Here is an 18,022-nt window from a genome sequence, read left to right on the forward strand (position 1 = left end):
ATATTTTATTTTAACCAATCTTTTGCAAAATCGCAAGTTTTATAGTCATCACTTATTTTGATATAAGTGTCTTTCATTTTACTTTTTTGCCATTTTTGAATTTCTTTAATCTTTTTTTGTTTGAGTGCTAAATCGCTAATGCGAGCATAATCTTTATTAAAATCTGCTTCGTGTTCTTCTATGCGTTTTGTGATTGTAAGAATTTTAAAGAATGGTTGTTGTTGTTGGTTGGTTTCGGTATAAATAGGCGAGACCTCACCTTCATCTAAGTTTATAATTTTGTTGTATAAGTCTGGATCCATTTTACTGAGCTCAAAACGTGTGTTGAGGGTTAAGTCATTGATAAGCTTACCACCGCTTTCTTTGGTTTCTTCTTCGTCAGAAAATTCTTTGGCAGCTTCTTCAAAACTGATTTCACCATCAACTATTCTTTTGCGAATAGTTTCAATTTCTTTTCGTGCTTTTTCAATATCTTCATCAGTGATTTCTGGAAATTTAAGTATGTGTCTGACATCAATGAATTGGCCACGAATTTTTTCTACCATAAGTATATGCCAACCAAAATCTGTTTTAAATGGTTTACTGATTTCGCCTTCTTCAAGGCTGAAGGCTTTGTCTTTAAATTCTTTAACCAAAGGAGAATCTCTACTCACGCTTGGTATTTTTCCACCTTTACTTCTAGAGCCACGGTCATCTGAATATAAAACGGCACGAGACGAAAATCTTGCACCATCTAACACTTCTTGTCTTATTTTATTTAAAAAATCTATAGTTTTTTGGGTTTGCTTTTCTGTAACTTCAGGTTTAGTAACAATTTGCGATACTTCAACTTGAGTGCCAAAAAAGGGTTTTTCATCTTCAGGAATATCATCAAAAAACTTTCTGACTTCGGCTGGTGTAACTTCAACATTTTCTACAACAGTCCCTTGCATTTCTTGGGCTAATACGTTTTCAAAATTGATGTCAAATAATTCTTTTCTTAACTCTTCTTCGGTGTCTTTTCCATAGAAGTCTAATATTTTTTGAAGATTTCCTGCCTGATTGATCATATATTTGAGTTGCTGCTCAGTACGGCTATTGACCATTTCTTCTTGAATTTCAATACTGTCTTGAATGGCGTGATGTGCAAAGAGTTTGTTTTCCATAATTTGCTTTAAAATAAAACACTTGCTGGTTTCTTTGCCTGAGAAACCTTGTGCTTTTTGGTCTTCTTGAGCTTTGATTATATCACTTTCTAAGATTAAATAATCACCTACAACAGCTGCTATGCCATCTACTTTTACACGCTGATTATCATCAAGATTATCCAAGGTTAATTTTGCTTCTTTTTGGTCGTCTTTGATGAGATTGTCTTTCTCATCAACAGTAATTTGAGACCAAGACCAATTAAAGACAATAAGTGCAAATAGTAAGGTTAAATTATTTAAATATTTCATAGTCATTATTTTTAATAGCATCATTTAAAATCTGTTGTTTTAGATTTTTTTTCAATTCCAACTTTTGTTTGTTCTTTAAAATTTGTTCAATAGTAGGTTTTATATAGCTTTTTGGTGCTATAGAATTGGGTTTTAATACATCTTTAACATAGATAAAATAAGTATTTTCGCTATCTACAATTTCTATATATCTGTTTTTGTGCAAAAGATTTTGATGTTGTTGAGTGCTTAAATCATCTAAGTTTCTGAAAATATCAATTGATTTTATCCAAACAGAGTCATTTAACTTGACTTTATCAAATTTGAGTTGCTCTTGGTTGAGATAATTTTTATCATCTTGATTGAAACGCTTAAAGCTTTCCTTTATTTTAGAGTAGTTTTTTAAATTGTTTTTGATAAAAATATATCTCAATTTTAATAAATGTTCATTGATTCTAAAGACGTCTTTGTTGGATTCATAATACTTTTGAATTGCAACACTGTCTATAACGCTATCTGTTTGCTTTTGTATCAATGCATCCATATAGGCTTTCTTGTAAAGTTCAGATTTGTATTGCTCAACCATTGCTTGAAAGCGTTCTTGTTCTTTGACTGGCAAGTTGAATTTGGCTTTGTCTAATAGAATTTTATCCATAGCCCATTGGTCGATATAATTTTTTACAAATGCTATACTATCTTCGGTTGAAATATTTTTTGGTAATACTTTTTTAAGATCTGATTGATATAAAATATGAGAATTGACTTGAGCAATGACATCTTCTTGCTGTTGTTTTTTAAACAGTTCGCAACTACTTAGTAGAATGAAACCAAATGATATAAATAGAATTTTAATTTTCAAAGGTTTAGAGTTGTATAGATTTAATTAACTTCTGGTTAATTTTAATATCGTGTTTTTCTCTTAATTCAGCAATCCATTCATCTTCTCTTTCTTTTTGAAGATCACTGATAATTAGACCTCTTACTTCTTTAAATTTTAGAGGTTTTGAGGAGTGAATTTTTGAAATATACAACACCACATATTGATTGTTGTGTTGATATAGTTTTGGTTTGTTAACTTTTAAATCAATACTTTTAGGCAAACTTGAGTCATTAATTTCAGTTTCATTCAAGGTTTTGAAAATAGCATTGGGAAATTGCTGTCTTAAAACATTTATAGGATCATTGTTCATATTACGTTTTATCTGTTTGGCTTCTTTTTTACTTGAACTTGAAGCTAATACGGCATTAATTTTTATGGGACTTACAAAATTACTTCTATGTTTTTTGAAATATTCTTTCTGGGCTAAAGTGTCTTCTTTTGTAGGATTCCAAATGTTTTGCTCCATAACTTCAAACAACAAAAGTCCTTCGTAATAAGTTTTAATTTCTGCAGCAAACTCTGGAGAAACTTCCTCTAAATTTTGATTGTGAAACTCGATTAACTTAGCGTATGAAAATTTATCTATTGCCGTATTAATTTTCTGATTAATAGTGTTTTCAGTTAAGCTTCGTTGATGTTTTTCAATATATTCTAAAAATTTATTTAAACGATATTCCGTAGTATCAATTTTTAAAATCCATTCATTTTTGTCGGTTTCTTTTTCCTTATATTTCCACTTGAATTTTAAAATGCTCTCATCTATTCTGTCTTCTATGGTTGAAAGTAATTCATAATTAATGCTAACCTCATATTGATTCATCAAGTCTTTTTTGATGTTTTCAATCAATTTTTTAGAACGATCTGAAGTTTTAATTTTTTTGACAATATCTGTTTTTATTTCTTCTAATGGTTTAACAGGAATTTCGTCGATATACTTAACTATATGCCAGCCAAACTGAGTTTTAAAAGGTTTAGACATAGGATTGTTTTGATTCAAAGAAAATGCTACGTCTTCAAATTTAGCCGAATTGAGTTGACCAACGCTAAATGGCAATAGTTTTCCGCCATTAGAAGCGGTGGGTTTATGATCTGAAAATTGTTTGGCTAAATCTTCAAACTTTTCTCCATTTTGAAGTTTTTGATAGAGTTTTTGAATTTCTGCTTTGGCATTGTAAGAACTATCTTGTGATTGCAAATTCTTCATTATATGTGCCACTTCAAGTTTTCCTCTTGATGGGCGTTCGTCATTTTTCTTGATAAGATGATATCCAAACTGTGTTCTTACGGGATATGAAACTTCATTTATTTTTAAATTGTAAACTGCATTTTCAAACGGATATACCATTTTGAAAGCTTTGAACCAACCTAAGTTGCCCTTATTGACTCTCGCTGATGGGTCGTTAGAATATTTGAGAGCTAAGTCTTCAAAAGATTGACCATTTTCTATTTTTTTCAGTATATCGATGGCAGTGTTGTAAGCCTTTAGCGTGTCTTCGGGAGTTGCATTTGGTTTTATAGCAATTAGAATATGGCTGGCATTAACTTCATTTGTCATCCTATGATAGGTTTCTTGAACTAATTGCTCTGTCACTTTACCATTAGAAATATATTTATCAGCAAGTTGTTTGCGATAACGTTCAAACTCGTTCAAAAATTTAGGCAAAGTGTCTAAACCTTTTTCTTTGGCAGCAACAACTTTTAATTTGAAACGCAAATACATTTCTGCATATTCTTCAAGACTCAATCTGTCATTTTCAAAATTGTTCTGTGAATTTTTTTGATATTGATTTAAAAATTCAGTTTTATAAACCTTGGTGCCATTGATGCTAAATACAAGACTATCGCTTAGATTGTTTTGAGCATTAGATCCTGTAAAACTTCCCCAAATCAATATTGTGATTAGAAACATCGATTTTAAACTGAAAGCCATTTTAAGTTTCATAGTTTGAAATTTTCAACCGACAAATTTAGTAAATTCAGATTTCTAAATACTTAAATTTTTCAAAACTGTTGAAGTCTAAAAAGCTTCTGCATTTTTAAGCTTTAAATTTTGCTAATTTTTGATTACATAATTTAAAGTCTATTTAAGAGTTATGAATAATAATTAGATATTTGGTGCTTCATATTTCATAGCCACAAAAGCCTTTAAATTCATAAACTCTGATTGTGAAATATACCACTGAAATCATTATAAATTAACCTATAGATGAAGTGATGGAGCTCTTTAAAAATCCAGACCATCTCAAAGCTTGGTAAAGCCTAATAAAATAAGACCAATTGTGCCTATAATATTGATATTTAAAGATTGAGCTATTTTTCTACCTTTTTTCTCGTCAATTATTAAGGTCGCCCTTTTATATTCAAGAGCTAAAGCAATTGAACTGGCTTCACCCTTATCAAGCTGATTCTCAATTTGTAATTACTTTTGTTTATTTTTAACCTCAGTAATCACTATCCATTTAGGTAATGGAGCACCAAATTCTTGGTAAACATCAATAGTCACAAGAACATCATCATATAAATTATTTAATAAATCAAGCTTATTAATTTTTGATAAGGCAATTAGGCAACTGGTGTCAGAAATAATAATATTATGCATTAATTATTTTTTCTAAATCATCAACACTCTCGCCAAATATGGAGACACCATAGTGACCTACAGTTTCAATAATCTCTTTTTTTGATATGCCAACTAAATTTGCAGCTTGTCCAGATATAATTATACCTTTATCATAAAGTTGTGCTACAAGTTGCATTTTTATGGCTTTTTCATCAACATTATCTGGTAACTCTATTGTTAAACTCTTCATCTTTCAACATTTTGTTTCATAACAAATATACTTAAAAACATCATATCAGTATATAAAAAAATGCATAGAATAGAAAAAATGTAAATCAGTTTGATTAATCGTAATGAAATCATAACCGCACCTTTTTCTGTGGCTCTTTTTATAATGAGCGTTTCGTTATCATCTCAACACTGTCTAAATAAGACTTTAATTTTGCTCTTAATTCTGAAAATTTTGCAGCAATCATAATGACGTGTATAAATTCTTTTATGAAGAGAAATAATTTAAACAAAAATGTATTAAGTTAAGATTTCTAATTCTAAAAGGATTTCAAAGTTTTAAAACTACTTTGAAGTTAAAGCGTGCTTCTTTGCTGCTTCAATAAACGACACAAACAGCGGATGCGGATTAGCCACTGTGCTTTTGTATTCAGGGTGAAACTGCACACCTATAAACCAAGGATGCTCAGGCAATTCCATAATTTCAACCAGATTGGTCTTTGGGTTTTTGCCCGTAGCCACAAGTCCTTTTTGCTCAAGTTGTTCTAAATATTTGTTGTTCAGCTCATAGCGATGTCTGTGACGTTCCGAAATAAGTGTTTTGTTGTAGATTTTATAGCTTAAACTATCTGGCTTTAATTCACAATCCCAAGCACCAAGACGCATTGTACCACCTTTGTTGACAACATCAATTTGGTCTTGCATCAAATCAATCACAGGATATGGCGTATTTTCATCCATTTCTGTTGAATTGGCATTGTCGAGTTTTAGAATATTTCTAGCGTATTCAATTACCGCCATTTGCAAACCAAGGCAAATTCCAAAAAACGGAATGTTGTTTTCACGGGCGTGTTTCACTGAAGCAATTTTACCTTCAATTCCGCGTTCGCCAAAACCAGGCGCCACCAAAATACCATCAAGCGAAATACCTTTTGAATCTTCTTCAATAAACTCTGAATGAATATTGACGACATTAACCACCACATCATTCATCGCACCAGCGTGAATAAAAGCTTCTAATATAGATTTATAAGAATCTTGTAATTCTATGTATTTGCCAACCAATCCAATATTGACAACCTGTTCAGCATTTTTGTATTTTCTTAAAAAAGCTTTCCATTGACTGAGATCGGGTTTGGTATCATTAGGTAATTTGAGTTTTTCTAAAGCAATAGTATCTAAACCTTGTTCCTGCATTAATAGCGGAACATCGTAAATTGTTTCGGCATCGATAGATTGTATGACGGCATTTTCTTTAACATTACAAAACAAGGCTAATTTCTTTTTGATGTCTTGCGAAATTTCGTGCTCCGTTCTACACACCAAAATATCAGCAGAAACGCCGCTTTCCATCAAGGTTTTTACCGAGTGTTGCGTTGGTTTGGTTTTAAGCTCGCCAGCAGCAGACAAATAGGGGATAAGCGTTAAGTGAATCACGAGCGAATTGTAATCGCCCAATTCCCATTTCAACTGTCTAACGGCTTCTATGTAAGGCAAAGATTCAATATCGCCAACCGTTCCGCCAATTTCTGTAATCACAATATCATAATCGCCCGTGTTACCCAAAATTTGGATGCGTTCTTTAATTTCATTGGTAATATGTGGTACCACTTGAACCGTTTTGCCCAAAAACTCTCCACGTCTTTCTTTGTTAATAACGCTTTGGTAAATTCTACCTGTAGTCACATTATTGGCCTGAGAAGTGTTGACATTCAAAAAGCGTTCATAATGGCCCAAATCCAAATCCGTTTCCGCACCGTCTTCCGTTACATAACATTCGCCGTGTTCATAGGGATTCAGCGTTCCAGGGTCAACGTTGATGTAAGGATCAAGTTTTTGAATGGTGGTTCTAAAACCTCTTGATTGCAGAAGTTTAGCAAGCGATGCAGCGATAATGCCTTTTCCGAGAGAAGATGAAACACCGCCAGTAACAAAAATATATTTTGTGTTGTCCATAATGATATCTTATTGATGTCTTTATGGAATGCAAAAATAGAGATTAATCCCAATATAACTCGCCTACACGTCTATATATTTTAAGATTTTTTTAAGGGTCTTATCAAATCCTCTAAACCATTGGCTTTCAGTTCTAAAATTTCTTGCATTTGCAAGCCCAATTTATTTTTAGGAAATCCCTTGTTTTTATACCACACCAAATAATATTCAGGAATATCAATCAAAAAATAGCCTTTGTATTTTCCAAAAGGCATTTTGGTGTTAGCGAGCGTTTTTAAATAAGCTTTAGAATTCAATTTTTTATAATTCAAGATTAATTATCAGGCTAAAAAATAACCAGTTTAAAAATTCATTTCAAAGATAAACCAAACAAGACATCAGTAAAAATATAATTTGGGCGTTACCCTGACAAAGCTAGCTTTCGTCAGGGGTCGGGCTTTCCGTTTCAAGTCCTCTACTGACGCTGTCGGTCAGTATGCGGGCTTTCCACTGCAATCCCTAACGCGGGCTTAATCGAAAGGTCTTTGCTAAAATCAATCTAAATCTAACTATTTTTGATTTATAAAATTTAAAGTGTTCTTCTTCAAAAGCTTATATTGAGCGAAGACGAAGTAACGGAATAGGCTGGGAGTTGGGTTTCTTTATAATTCTAAATTCTCAAAAGTTTCCTAAACCCCACAGGTTTCGAAGACCTGTGGGGTTTTTTAAAGAATTAATAGCTTAGCGTCCCTTGCGGTTAAGAACATTTAAGACTTAAAAATCATCAAAAACTTCAACCACAATTGCTTAAAACTATACCGCCAGTAAATTACTTTTGATGAACTCTTGTTATATTTGATGTCAAATTCAGCCAAAGCTAAATCCAAATCACCTTCAGCATCAACAGCTTTCCAAAAGCTTTCAAAATCAGTTTTAATATCGCTTAACTCAATTTCCATTTGATGTGGCTTGTCTTTTAGGAAATGCTCAATATTAGAGTTGACCGTTTCAACATAATCTAAACAAACATCAAAGCGTTCTTTAGAATTTAATTGCTCTGGTGGCAACCGTTTTATGCCATTAGCATAGGCATAAATCATACTTTTAGGCAACAAAAATCGACGCATAAAACTTTGTGCTGTAGCTTTTTTTTCTCTTTTTAGATGAACGTAAAACGCTTTTTTACCATAAAATTTGTCCAATTGCCCCAACTGCCAACTCATCCTATTGTCTGCTTCAATATGGTTTTTCGGAAATTCAAAACGTGCTTTACCACATTTATCACTCAAAGACTCGTGTGCAACGGTATAATTTGAAATATGTTGGCAAGCTTTTATAAAACCTTTAGAGCCACTCCGACCTGTGCACAACACAAATACGTTCATCGCTTTAAGATTTAGTGGCGAGTTTACGCAGTTTGATAGCCGTCAAAACTTTTTTGGTATATAGTGGAAAATCAGCATTTTGTATCCAGTTGTAATAGCCTGGCTCTTGGTCTAATACATCTTCTACTTTTTTGCCTTTGTGTTTTCCAAAGCCAAAGATTTCTTGACCATTTTTGTCGTAATGCACCATTCCAGCAAAGTCTGCAAACCTTTTGTGTGCACTAAATTCGGAAAGCCATTTGGTGTTGTTTTCTAAATCTTCGTAGTGGTCAAGCTGAGATTTTAAGACTTCATAAGTGGCATTGGTGTCAGCTTCTGCACTGTGAGCATCGGCTAAATCTTTATCACAATAAAATTTATATGCCGCCTCTAAGGTGCGTTTTTCTTTTTTATGAAAAATGGTTTGCACATCAATTTTAACCGCATTTTTCATATCAAAATCAACTTCAGCCCGTAGCATTTCTTCAGCAAGTAGTGGAATATCAAAACGATTAGAGTTATATCCAGCCAAATCAGAATCTTTGATAAAATTATAGACTTTTGGTGCTAATTCTTTAAAGGTAGGTTCGTTTTCAACATCTTTATCATAGATGCCGTGTATTTCACTAACTTCCTTTGGAATAGGTCGTTCTGGATTTACTCTCAGGGTAATACTTTCTTTGTTTTGATTAGGAAAAACCTTTAATATTGAAATTTCAACAATACGATCTTTGGCAATATTGGTGCCAGTGGTTTCTAAATCAAAAAAGCATAATGGTTTTGATAAATTTAAATCCATACTAAATTTTTAAGCAAAGTTAAACTTTTAGTGAGATTTTAAGATGTTATATAGAATTTCTTTGGTGTCTTTGCGTGAGATTTTAAGCGACATAAGACTAACCTTTATACTTCTGCGGTAGATACACAATTTTTTTAGTCTCAAAAAAGTCTTCTTCAAAATAGTTTGAAATCGGAATGACCTGTGCATTTTTATAAGGCTTTAATTCTTCAGACAAATCACCACCTTTTAAATATATGATACCGTTTTTGATCTTGTGTTGAGAATGTTTTGCAATTTTTCCTTTAGTCCAATTCACAAAAGTTGGCATAGCGGCCACAGCACGGCTGATGATAAAGTCATATTGACCTGTGGTATTTTCTACACGGTCATTGATGGTTTTGACATTTTGAAGTTCTAAACCTTCAACAACTTCATTGACAACTTTTATTTTTTTGCCAATACTATCGACTAAGGTAAATTGCGTTTCAGGAAATAAAATAGCTAGCGGAATGCCTGGAAAACCACCACCAGTGCCAACATCAATAATTTTTGAATTGGGTTTAAACTCAATAAATTTAGCTATAGAAAGACTGTGTAAAACATGTCTCAAATAGATTTCGTCAATATCTTTTCTTGAAACGACATTGATTTTTTGGTTCCAGTCTTTGTATAAATCAGATAAAGCCTTAAACTTTATGATTTGATTGTCTTCAAGATCTTTAAAGTATTTTGTGAGTAATTTCAATTCCTACAATTTTTTCAACTGCAAAGTTAAAACATATAGTGCATACTGGTTAATGTTCAGCTATTATTACAATCGATATTATATTTATTAAAATAGGGGTCATGTTTTATATTTGATTAAAATTAAAAAAACACCCCATATAAAAATAAGGTTATAATATAAAAAAATATTTTTTATGTTTGTAACCTATAATAAACACATGGTATGAAAAAAATTGAAGCTATTATTAGAAAATCAAAATTTGACGAAGTGAAAGAAGCATTACATCAAGTTGAGGTTAACTTTTTTAGTTACTGGGATGTAACGGGTCTTGGCAATGAAAAACAAGGTCATGTATATCGTGGCATTTCTTATAGTACCGCAGATATCCAAAGGCGGTATTTATCAATAGTTGTTTCAGATGATTTTGCTGAACGAACAATCAATGCGATTTTAGAAACAGCATACACAGGTAAGGTTGGTGATGGAAAAGTATTTGTTTCTGAAGTAATAGATGCCTACAGAATCAGGACAAAAGAAAACGGTAAATCAGGCATTAGCTAAAAAAATTAATTTCTAAAACTTTTAAAATGGATTCAGGTTTATTTACGGCAAACAATGTATGGATGATGGTTGCAACAGTATTAGTGTTTTTTATGCATACTGGCTTTGCACTTTTAGAAATAGGTTTAACAAGACAAAAAAACACCATTAATATTTTATTTAAAAATATATTTATCATTACAGGTGGTTTACTGCTGTATTATGCATTTGGATTTAATTTGATGTATCCCAATTTTTTAGATGGAGATTTAGGGATATTCAAATTTGGTGGTTTTGGTATCGATCCTCCAGAAAATGGGATGAGTGTAAGTTATGCAAATGGGGGTTATACTTGGTGGACAGATTTTTTATTTCAAGGCATGTTTGCAGCGACTTCAGCTACCATAGTATCAGGAGCAGTAGCAGAACGAATTAAAATCAGTTCTTTTATGATTTTTACTGTCATATATGTAGGATTAGTGTATCCAATAGTTGGCTCTTGGAAGTGGGGTGGCGGTTTCTTAGATTCTTGGGGGTTTTATGACTTTGCAGGTTCTACTTTAGTCCATTCTGTAGGAGGTTGGGCAGCACTTGTTGCTATAACTATATTGGGAAGCAGAATTGGAAAGTTTGATAAAAATGGAAAATCTAAAGCAATTCCAGGGCATAATATTCCTATTGCAACAGCTGGTGTGCTTATTCTTTGGTTAGGATGGTTTGGTTTTAATGGAGGTTCAGTATTGTCTGCGGATCCTGAATTAACCTCTCTAGTATTAACAACAACATGTTTGGCCGCTGCCTCTGGTGGCTTTGGAGCAATTGTTCTGTCAGGTATATTCTATAAAAATCTTGACTTAACTATGTTTCTTAATGGTATATTAGGTGGTTTAGTAGGAATAACCGCTGGTGCTGATTTAATGTCGCCCAATGAAGCTGTCCTTATTGGTTTTATAGCTGGTCTTATCATAGTATTAGGGGTTTCTTTGATTGATAAATTAAAATTAGATGATCCAGTTGGTGCTGTTTCTGTGCACCTGATTTGTGGAATTTGGGGAACTTTGGCTGTAGGTATATTTGGAGCTAAAGCAGGAACTGAACAATTTTTAACACAACTCTTTGGGGTTTTAATTATTGGGGGTTTCTGTGTAATCTCTGCAACAATCGTTTTAGCTATTCTTAAAAAAATTATTGGTGTTCGTGTAAGTAGAGATGAAGAACTTGAAGGATTAGACATTTATGAACATGGCATGGATGCTTATGCGGATTTTAGAACTAATGAACATTAGGCTTTAGGTTTTATAAATATTGAGACCCTTTATTTTTGGGGATGTAATTTGGTAAACCTATTTTTTGTTAATCACATCTACTAAACAATAAAGGGTAATCGTAATATTTTTGTATTTTTACCACTTCAAAATAAATATAAATTTAATAAACCTATGGCTACTTTAAGATTTAATGCTTTAAAAGAAACATTCAACAGAACACCAATTTGCGTTGAGGAAACACAACGCCGTTCTGAGTATTTTGCTAAAAATGTGTTTAACCACAATGCGATGCGTCAACACTTAACCAAAAAAGCGTTTGAGCAAGTTCAAAGTGCAATAAAAAAAGGCACAAAAATCAATAGAGATTTAGCTGACAATATTTCTACCGCTTTGAAAGAATGGGCTATTTCTAAAGGGGCAACACATTATACACATTGGTTTCAACCTTTAACTGGTTCAACTGCTGAAAAACACGATGCTTTTTTTGAAACCTTAGGCGATGAAGGTTATGCTATTGAAAAATTTAATGGTAGCCAATTAGTACAGCAAGAACCCGATGCGTCAAGTTTACCCAACGGTGGAATAAGAAATACGTTTGAAGCCAGGGGTTATACCGCTTGGGATCCCACTTCACCAGCTTTTGTTTTAGGGACTACGCTTTGTATTCCGACTATCTTTGTAGCCTACACAGGTGAAGCTTTAGATTATAAAACACCTTTATTGAGATCGTTACAAGTTTTAGATAAAGCTGCAACTAGCGTTGCTCAATATTTTGATAAAAAAGTATCAAAAGTCAATGCCACTTTGGGTTGGGAACAGGAATATTTTTTGGTTGACAAAGCCTTAGCTACTTCAAGACCAGACATTATACTTTCTGGAAGAACACTTTTAGGTCACGCACCTGCAAAAGGTCAACAAATGGACGATCACTATTTCGGATCTATTCCTGATCGTGTTTTAAACTATATGAAAGACCTTGAAAAGGAATGTATGCTTCTTGGAATTCCTGTAAAAACACGTCATAATGAAGTTGCTCCAAACCAATTTGAATTAGCACCTATTTTTGAAGAAGCTAATCTTGCCGTTGACCATAATTCATTGCTTATGGATGTGATGGATAAAGTAGCTAATAGACATAATTTTAAAGTGCTTTTCCACGAAAAACCTTTTAAAGATGTCAATGGTAGTGGTAAACACAACAATTGGTCAATGATTACAGATACTGGTGTAAACTTATTGAGCCCTACTAAAAAACCGATGAAAAATCTTCAATTCTTAACCTTTTTTATCAATACCATTAAAGCGGTTTATGAATATGAAGAGTTGATCAGAGCCACAGTTGCTTCGGCTTCAAATGACCACAGACTTGGGGCAAATGAAGCACCGCCAGCAATTATCTCTGTGTTTATTGGTTCTCAATTGACAAAAGTTTTAGACGAACTTGAAAAAGTAACCAATGGAAAACTTTCACCTGAAGAAAAAACCGACCTCAAACTGAATGTTGTCGGAAAAATCCCTGAAATACTTCTTGATAATACAGATCGTAATAGGACGTCTCCTTTTGCCTTTACTGGTAATAAGTTTGAGTTGAGAGCAGTTGGTTCATTAGCCAATTGTGCTGACCCAATGACAACTTTAAATGCCATTGTCGCTAAACAGTTAAAAGAATTTAAAAAAGAAGTTGACGTCTTAATTAAAGATAAAAAGATGAAAAAAGATGATGCCATCTTTAACGTCTTAAGAGAATACATCAAGCAGTCTAAAAAAATACGTTTTGAAGGTGATGGTTACGGCCAAGCTTGGGAAAAAGAAGCTGAAAAACGTGGCTTAAGTAATAACAAAACTACACCCGTAGCCCTAAAAGCTAAAATTTCTAAAAAAGCCATTGATTTATTCAAAGAACTTGGCGTGATGAATGAAATTGAAATTAAAGCACGATACGAAATTGAAATTGAAGATTATTCAAAACACATTCAAATAGAAGGTCGTGTTTTAGGCGACATTGCACGTAATCACGTTATTCCAACGGCGATTAGATATCAAAACGTTCTCATTGAAAATGTAAAAGGTCTTAAAGAAATTTACGGAAACGATTTTGAAGATAAAGCAAAAGAACAATTAAAAATCATTGAGATTATTTCTAATCATATTGAACACATCAATAGAGGTATAGATGAAATGATCGATGCTCGTAAAAAAGCAAATTCCATAGAAGATCAAACCCAAAAAGCTCACGCCTATTGCGATCAAGTGAAACCTTTTTTTGATGAAATAAGATATCATTGCGACAAGCTGGAACTATTAATAGATGATGAAATGTGGACCTTAACCAAGTATAGGGAGTTGTTGTTTACCAAGTAATTTTATTAAGAAATAGTTTTAAAACAGAAGCTGTTTCAAAACACCATATCAATCTGTTCCAAAGCATCGGAATCAGATTCTTCACTAGGTGTTTTGAGGCAGCTTTTTTAGTGAATACTTCATCATTAAAGCTTATTTCTTGTGATATTCAGCATAAAGTTGTAAAATTACGGGATAAAATTTTTATATGTCAAAACCACATCAAGAAGACACTCCAGATTCATTTATAAATTTAAATATTTGGCAAGCACTTATCCCTATTATTGCTTTGGTTATAATGTTAGCATTTAATGTTTTAGGGGTTTATAAGGACGATGCTCTAGGTGGTTCAAACCAATTTATACTTTTAATGTCAGCGGCCATTGCAGTCATTTTAGGTGTTTTTAAAGGTGTTTCCTATACATCAATGATGGAAGAGGTGGCTAAAAACATCAAATCTACGGCTGGTGCTATTCTTATTCTTTTAATGGTTGGTGCTTTAGCGGGAACTTGGTTACTCAGTGGGGTCATTCCTGTTATGGTATATTATGGCTTGCAAATTTTACATCCATCTATTTTTTTGGCTGCTTGTGTGATTATTTGCTCTTTAATTTCAATTTCTACAGGGAGTAGCTGGACTACTTCTGCCACAGTGGGTATTGCCTTAATTGGTATAGCACAAGTTTTAAATATCCCTTTAGGAATGACTGCTGGAGCTATACTATCTGGGGCTTATTTTGGCGACAAACTCTCACCGATGAGTGATACTACTAATTTGGCTCCAGCTATGGCAGGAACAGATTTATTTACCCATATTAGATACATGACACTCACCACTATTCCGACAATTGCTATTACTATTTTGGTGTTTTTAATTATTGGATTTAATTTAGATACGCCATCACTAACAGAAAATCCTGGTATTTTAAAAGACCTTAAAACTTCATTTTATATCACGCCATGGTTGTTTATTGTCCCAATTTTGGTCATAGTAATGATTGTAAAAAAAACGCCACCTTTAGTCGCTTTATTTGTTGGGACTTTGCTTGGTGCTGTGGCTGCATTGATTTTTCAACCTGATTTGGTGCTTTTGGTGGCTGATTCAACTCAAAGCGGGTTCAAGGCTTTTTATAAAGGCTTGATTGACACAATTACTACCGATATTGCAATACCTACAGATAATGCATTACTTAAAGATTTGTTTCAAAGTTCTGGAATGAAAGGAATGCTTAATACCATTTGGCTCATTATCTGTGCTATGGTTTTTGGAGGAGTAATGGAAGCTATTGGTGCTTTGCAAACTTTAAGTAAAGCTCTACTAAATTTATTTCACACTACCTTTGGGTTGTTTGCTTCAACAGTAGCAAGTTGTTTAGCCTTAAATGCAACAGCTTCAGATCAATATTTGGCTATTGTTATACCTGGTAAAATGTTTGCAAAGGCCTATAAAGACAAAGGACTCGCACCAGAAAACTTAAGTCGTACGTTAGAAGACTCTGGCACAGTGACTTCGGTTTTAATCCCATACAACACTTGTGGTGCTTATCACAGTAATGTGCTTGGTGTTTCTGTAGCCGATTATTTTGTTTATGCTATTTTTAACTATCTCAGTCCATTTATGACGCTTATCTTTGCAGCTTTTAACATTAAAATCAGACAACTAAAAAACAACTTATAATGAAACTTGATATTTTAGCTTTTGGAGCTCATCCCGATGACGTAGAACTCAGTTGTTCGGGAACTTTGTCTGTTGAAATCAAAAATGGCAAACGTGTTGGTATTATAGATTTGACTCAAGGCGAAATGGGTACGCGAGGCAGCAAAGAAATCAGAGCTGAAGAGGCTCAAAATGCGGCTAAGGTTTTAGGGGTTGAAATCAGAAAAAACTTAAAATTTAAAGATGCTCTTTTTATAAATGATGAAGCACATAAACGCGAAGTGGTTAAGGTTTTAAGAGAATATCAGCCAGAAGTGATATTTTGCAATGCCATAAGAGACCGACATATTGATCACGGACGTGCAAGCCAATTGGTAAGTGAAGCTTGTTTTTTGAGTGGACTTAAGAAATATAAAACGACGCTGAATGATAAAGTTCAAGACCCTTGGCGACCTAAAAAAGTTTATCATTATATTCAATGGTTTGATATTGAGCCTGACTTTGTCGTTGATATTTCAGAAACTATAAATGACAAAATTGAGGTCGTAAAGGCTTATCAATCTCAATTTTATAATCCAGATAGCAAAGAACCTGAAACGCCAATTTCAAGTTCTAATTTTATGGAAAGTATCAGTTATAGAGCGAGAAACTTTGGTCGAATTATTGGTGTTGATTATGCAGAAGGTTTTACCGTTGAACGCTATATTGGTGTAAAATCTGTTTTTGATTTGATATAAAATCACGCTTATTTCTACTTGATATTTATTCTAAAAAGTTTTGTTGAATGCTAAAATTGCGTAAATTTGCACTCTCATTTTGATGAATACAAACAACATTTACGGTGGCTGTAGCTCAGTTGGTTAGAGTATCGGTTTGTGGATCCGAGGGTCGTGGGTTCGAACCCCACCAGCCACCCAAAAGCTTTCAAGTTTGACTTGGAAGCTTTTTTGATGAATCTAATAATATAGACCTCACAGGTTTTTAAAACCTGTGAGGTCTTTTTAATTTAAAATTAATTTTTGTTGACTTGATATTAAAAAACCCTTTCCGATATGAAAAGGGCTTTAAGCGATAATAAGGTTGATAGTTTATTTGACTTTATCGACTACAGCTTTGAAAGCATCTGGGTTGTGAACAGCAAGGTCGGCTAAGACTTTTCGGTTAAGCTCGATGTTGCTTTTCTTGAGTTTTCCCATAAATTGAGAATATGACATACCGTGTTGTCTTGTGGCAGCGTTGATTCTGACAATCCATAGTTTTCTAAAGTTTCTCTTTTTTGCTCTTCTATCTCTGTAGGCATAGACTAAGCCTTTTTCTACAGCATTTTTAGCAACTGTCCAAACGTTTTTACGTCTTCCGTAATAGCCTTTGGCAAGCTTCATAATTTTTTTACGTCTCGCTCTTGAAGCGACTGAATTTGTTGATCTTGGCATAATTTTTTTGTTTTTTGTAGTAGGCAGTTTAAGTTTTAAACATTTTTATGAGCCATACTCCAGGGTTAATAATTGGGTTAACCGCGAAAATTTACTTTAAACCGAGTTGTTGTTTAATGTTTTTTTCGTCTGATTTATCTACGATTGTATCGTGAGTTAACTTAAGTTTTCTTTTCTTAGATTTTTTAGTCAAAATGTGACTTTTAAATGCATGTTTGCGTTTGAGTTTTCCTGTTCCAGTCAGCTTGAAACGCTTTTTAGCACTTGATTTGGTTTTAAATTTTACTTTTTTTGACATGTTTATATATTAAATTATTATCGCTTTTATTTTTTTTGTGAAGTTGGCGAAACCATCATAATCATTCGCTTACCTTCAAGTTTTGGTAATTGTTCAACCTTACCATAGTCTTCTAAATCTTGAGCTAATCTTAATAATAAGATTTCACCTTGTTCTTTAAACACAATTGACCTGCCTTTAAAAAATACAAAGGCTTTGAGCTTAGCACCGTCTTTTAAAAACTTAATGGCGTTTTTCTTTTTAAACTCGTAGTCATGATCGTCGGTGTTTGGGCCGAAACGAATTTCTTTGACTACAACTTTAGACGCTTTGGCTTTAAGTTTTTTCTCTCTCTTTTTTTGCTCGTAGAGAAACTTTTTATAATCCATCACTTTTGTTACAGGCGGTTCTGCATTTGGTGATATTTCAACCAAATCTAAACCTTGCTCATCAGCTATTGATAGAGCTTCTTTAAGAGGATAAACACCCATCTTAACATTATCGCCTACAAGTCGAACTTCTTTCGCTCTGATCTTGTCGTTGATGCGATGTTTGTCTTCTGGTTTTTCTCTACGACGGTAATTTGTTTTTTTTCTTCTAATTGTTTATATGTTTTT

General features: G+C 33.2%; 18 protein-coding genes and 1 tRNA gene. 6 read left to right on the forward strand and 13 right to left on the reverse strand.

The annotated features are described in order from the left end of the window. Nucleotides 1-5: 5 nt before the first annotated feature. The 10 genes from ACSSV5_RS03065 to rsmG all read right to left on the reverse strand — a co-directional run bounded on the left by ACSSV5_RS03065 (nt 6) and on the right by rsmG (nt 9,908). The gene (locus tag ACSSV5_RS03065) at nt 6-1,436 is read right to left on the reverse strand and encodes a peptidylprolyl isomerase (protein ID WP_454244723.1); all 1,431 of its coding nucleotides are present in this window, start codon (nt 1,434-1,436) and stop codon (nt 6-8) included. After that, nucleotides 1,420-2,274 (reverse strand): peptidyl-prolyl cis-trans isomerase, encoded by an 855-nt coding sequence (locus ACSSV5_RS03070; RefSeq protein ID WP_454244724.1) that lies wholly within the window; start codon nt 2,272-2,274, stop codon nt 1,420-1,422. The genes ACSSV5_RS03065 and ACSSV5_RS03070 overlap by 17 nt, the downstream gene beginning before the upstream one ends. Before the next feature lie 4 nt (nt 2,275-2,278). Further along, the gene (locus ACSSV5_RS03075; protein WP_454244725.1) at nt 2,279-4,237 is read right to left on the reverse strand and encodes a peptidylprolyl isomerase; all 1,959 of its coding nucleotides are present in this window, start codon (nt 4,235-4,237) and stop codon (nt 2,279-2,281) included. Between the two features lie 477 nt (nt 4,238-4,714). Next, nucleotides 4,715-4,894 (reverse strand): hypothetical protein, encoded by a 180-nt coding sequence (locus tag ACSSV5_RS03080; protein ID WP_211064616.1) that lies wholly within the window; start codon nt 4,892-4,894, stop codon nt 4,715-4,717. Next, complete coding sequence (locus ACSSV5_RS03085) at nt 4,887-5,105, reverse strand: UPF0175 family protein (RefSeq protein ID WP_454244726.1); 219 nt, start codon at nt 5,103-5,105, stop codon at nt 4,887-4,889. Before ACSSV5_RS03085 ends, ACSSV5_RS03080 begins: the two co-directional genes overlap by 8 nt. A 323-nt stretch (nt 5,106-5,428) precedes the next feature. Then, the gene (locus ACSSV5_RS03090; RefSeq protein ID WP_454244727.1) at nt 5,429-7,039 is read right to left on the reverse strand and encodes a CTP synthase; all 1,611 of its coding nucleotides are present in this window, start codon (nt 7,037-7,039) and stop codon (nt 5,429-5,431) included. 80 nt (nt 7,040-7,119) lie between these two features. Next, on the reverse strand, nt 7,120-7,350 hold the full coding sequence (locus tag ACSSV5_RS03095) for a DUF3820 family protein (protein ID WP_454244728.1): 231 nt from the start codon (nt 7,348-7,350) through the stop codon (nt 7,120-7,122). Between the two features lie 435 nt (nt 7,351-7,785). Further along, a complete protein-coding gene (locus tag ACSSV5_RS03100; RefSeq protein WP_454244729.1) occupies nt 7,786-8,403 on the reverse strand; it encodes a hypothetical protein in 618 nt (205 codons plus the stop codon). Nucleotides 8,404-8,407: 4 nt separating this feature from the next. Further along, the gene (locus ACSSV5_RS03105) at nt 8,408-9,181 is read right to left on the reverse strand and encodes an exonuclease domain-containing protein (protein WP_454244730.1); all 774 of its coding nucleotides are present in this window, start codon (nt 9,179-9,181) and stop codon (nt 8,408-8,410) included. A 97-nt stretch (nt 9,182-9,278) separates the two neighbouring features. Continuing rightward, the gene (gene rsmG, locus ACSSV5_RS03110; protein ID WP_454244731.1) at nt 9,279-9,908 is read right to left on the reverse strand and encodes a 16S rRNA (guanine(527)-N(7))-methyltransferase RsmG; all 630 of its coding nucleotides are present in this window, start codon (nt 9,906-9,908) and stop codon (nt 9,279-9,281) included. Between the two features lie 204 nt (nt 9,909-10,112). On the opposite strand from rsmG, the gene ACSSV5_RS03115 reads away from it, so the two are divergent. The 6 genes from ACSSV5_RS03115 to ACSSV5_RS03140 all read left to right on the forward strand — a co-directional run bounded on the left by ACSSV5_RS03115 (nt 10,113) and on the right by ACSSV5_RS03140 (nt 16,610). Next, on the forward strand, nt 10,113-10,451 hold the full coding sequence (locus ACSSV5_RS03115) for a P-II family nitrogen regulator (protein ID WP_211064610.1): 339 nt from the start codon (nt 10,113-10,115) through the stop codon (nt 10,449-10,451). Nucleotides 10,452-10,477: 26 nt separating this feature from the next. Further along, a complete protein-coding gene (locus ACSSV5_RS03120) occupies nt 10,478-11,716 on the forward strand; it encodes an ammonium transporter (RefSeq protein ID WP_454244732.1) in 1,239 nt (412 codons plus the stop codon). A 153-nt stretch (nt 11,717-11,869) separates the two neighbouring features. Then, the gene (locus ACSSV5_RS03125) at nt 11,870-14,059 is read left to right on the forward strand and encodes a glutamine synthetase III family protein (protein WP_454244733.1); all 2,190 of its coding nucleotides are present in this window, start codon (nt 11,870-11,872) and stop codon (nt 14,057-14,059) included. A gap of 187 nt (nt 14,060-14,246) precedes the next feature. After that, nucleotides 14,247-15,716, forward strand: a complete 1,470-nt coding sequence (nhaC, locus tag ACSSV5_RS03130; RefSeq protein WP_454244734.1) for a Na+/H+ antiporter NhaC — start codon at nt 14,247-14,249, stop codon at nt 15,714-15,716. Continuing rightward, nucleotides 15,716-16,432: a bacillithiol biosynthesis deacetylase BshB1 gene (bshB1, locus tag ACSSV5_RS03135; protein WP_454244735.1), complete on the forward strand. Its 717-nt coding sequence runs from the start codon at nt 15,716-15,718 to the stop codon at nt 16,430-16,432. The genes nhaC and bshB1 overlap by 1 nt, the downstream gene beginning before the upstream one ends. 104 nt (nt 16,433-16,536) lie before the next feature. Next, nucleotides 16,537-16,610: transfer RNA gene (locus ACSSV5_RS03140), tRNA-His, on the forward strand. Nucleotides 16,611-16,783: 173 nt separating this feature from the next. Here the strand turns inward: ACSSV5_RS03140 and rplT are convergent. From rplT to infC, 3 genes are all read right to left on the reverse strand, one after another. Continuing rightward, entirely contained in the window at nt 16,784-17,128 is a 345-nt protein-coding gene (gene rplT / locus ACSSV5_RS03145; protein WP_211064606.1) for a 50S ribosomal protein L20, read from the reverse strand. Nucleotides 17,129-17,219: 91 nt separating this feature from the next. Beyond that, on the reverse strand, nt 17,220-17,426 hold the full coding sequence (rpmI, locus tag ACSSV5_RS03150; protein WP_211064605.1) for a 50S ribosomal protein L35: 207 nt from the start codon (nt 17,424-17,426) through the stop codon (nt 17,220-17,222). A gap of 26 nt (nt 17,427-17,452) precedes the next feature. Then, entirely contained in the window at nt 17,453-18,007 is a 555-nt protein-coding gene (gene infC / locus ACSSV5_RS03155; protein ID WP_454244757.1) for a translation initiation factor IF-3, read from the reverse strand. Between the last annotated feature and the right edge of the window lie 15 nt (nt 18,008-18,022).

This window comes from Psychroflexus sp. MBR-150, from assembly GCF_053628795.1.

Excerpts from the sequence above, each read along its gene's own strand:
- ACSSV5_RS03065 (WP_454244723.1), bottom strand. The coding sequence starts at position 1,436 with ATGAAATATTTAAATAATTTAACCTTACTATTTGCACTTATTGTCTTT.
- ACSSV5_RS03075 (WP_454244725.1), bottom strand. The coding sequence starts at position 4,237 with ATGAAACTTAAAATGGCTTTCAGTTTAAAATCGATGTTTCTAATCACA.
- ACSSV5_RS03080 (WP_211064616.1), bottom strand. The coding sequence starts at position 4,894 with ATGCATAATATTATTATTTCTGACACCAGTTGCCTAATTGCCTTATCA.
- ACSSV5_RS03085 (WP_454244726.1), bottom strand. The coding sequence starts at position 5,105 with ATGAAGAGTTTAACAATAGAGTTACCAGATAATGTTGATGAAAAAGCC.
- ACSSV5_RS03090 (WP_454244727.1), bottom strand. The coding sequence starts at position 7,039 with ATGGACAACACAAAATATATTTTTGTTACTGGCGGTGTTTCATCTTCT.
- ACSSV5_RS03100 (WP_454244729.1), bottom strand. The coding sequence starts at position 8,403 with ATGAACGTATTTGTGTTGTGCACAGGTCGGAGTGGCTCTAAAGGTTTT.
- ACSSV5_RS03105 (WP_454244730.1), bottom strand. The coding sequence starts at position 9,181 with ATGGATTTAAATTTATCAAAACCATTATGCTTTTTTGATTTAGAAACC.
- ACSSV5_RS03115 (WP_211064610.1), top strand. The coding sequence starts at position 10,113 with ATGAAAAAAATTGAAGCTATTATTAGAAAATCAAAATTTGACGAAGTG.
- ACSSV5_RS03120 (WP_454244732.1), top strand. The coding sequence starts at position 10,478 with ATGGATTCAGGTTTATTTACGGCAAACAATGTATGGATGATGGTTGCA.
- ACSSV5_RS03125 (WP_454244733.1), top strand. The coding sequence starts at position 11,870 with ATGGCTACTTTAAGATTTAATGCTTTAAAAGAAACATTCAACAGAACA.
- nhaC (WP_454244734.1), top strand. The coding sequence starts at position 14,247 with ATGTCAAAACCACATCAAGAAGACACTCCAGATTCATTTATAAATTTA.
- bshB1 (WP_454244735.1), top strand. The coding sequence starts at position 15,716 with ATGAAACTTGATATTTTAGCTTTTGGAGCTCATCCCGATGACGTAGAA.
- rplT (WP_211064606.1), bottom strand. The coding sequence starts at position 17,128 with ATGCCAAGATCAACAAATTCAGTCGCTTCAAGAGCGAGACGTAAAAAA.
- rpmI (WP_211064605.1), bottom strand. The coding sequence starts at position 17,426 with ATGTCAAAAAAAGTAAAATTTAAAACCAAATCAAGTGCTAAAAAGCGT.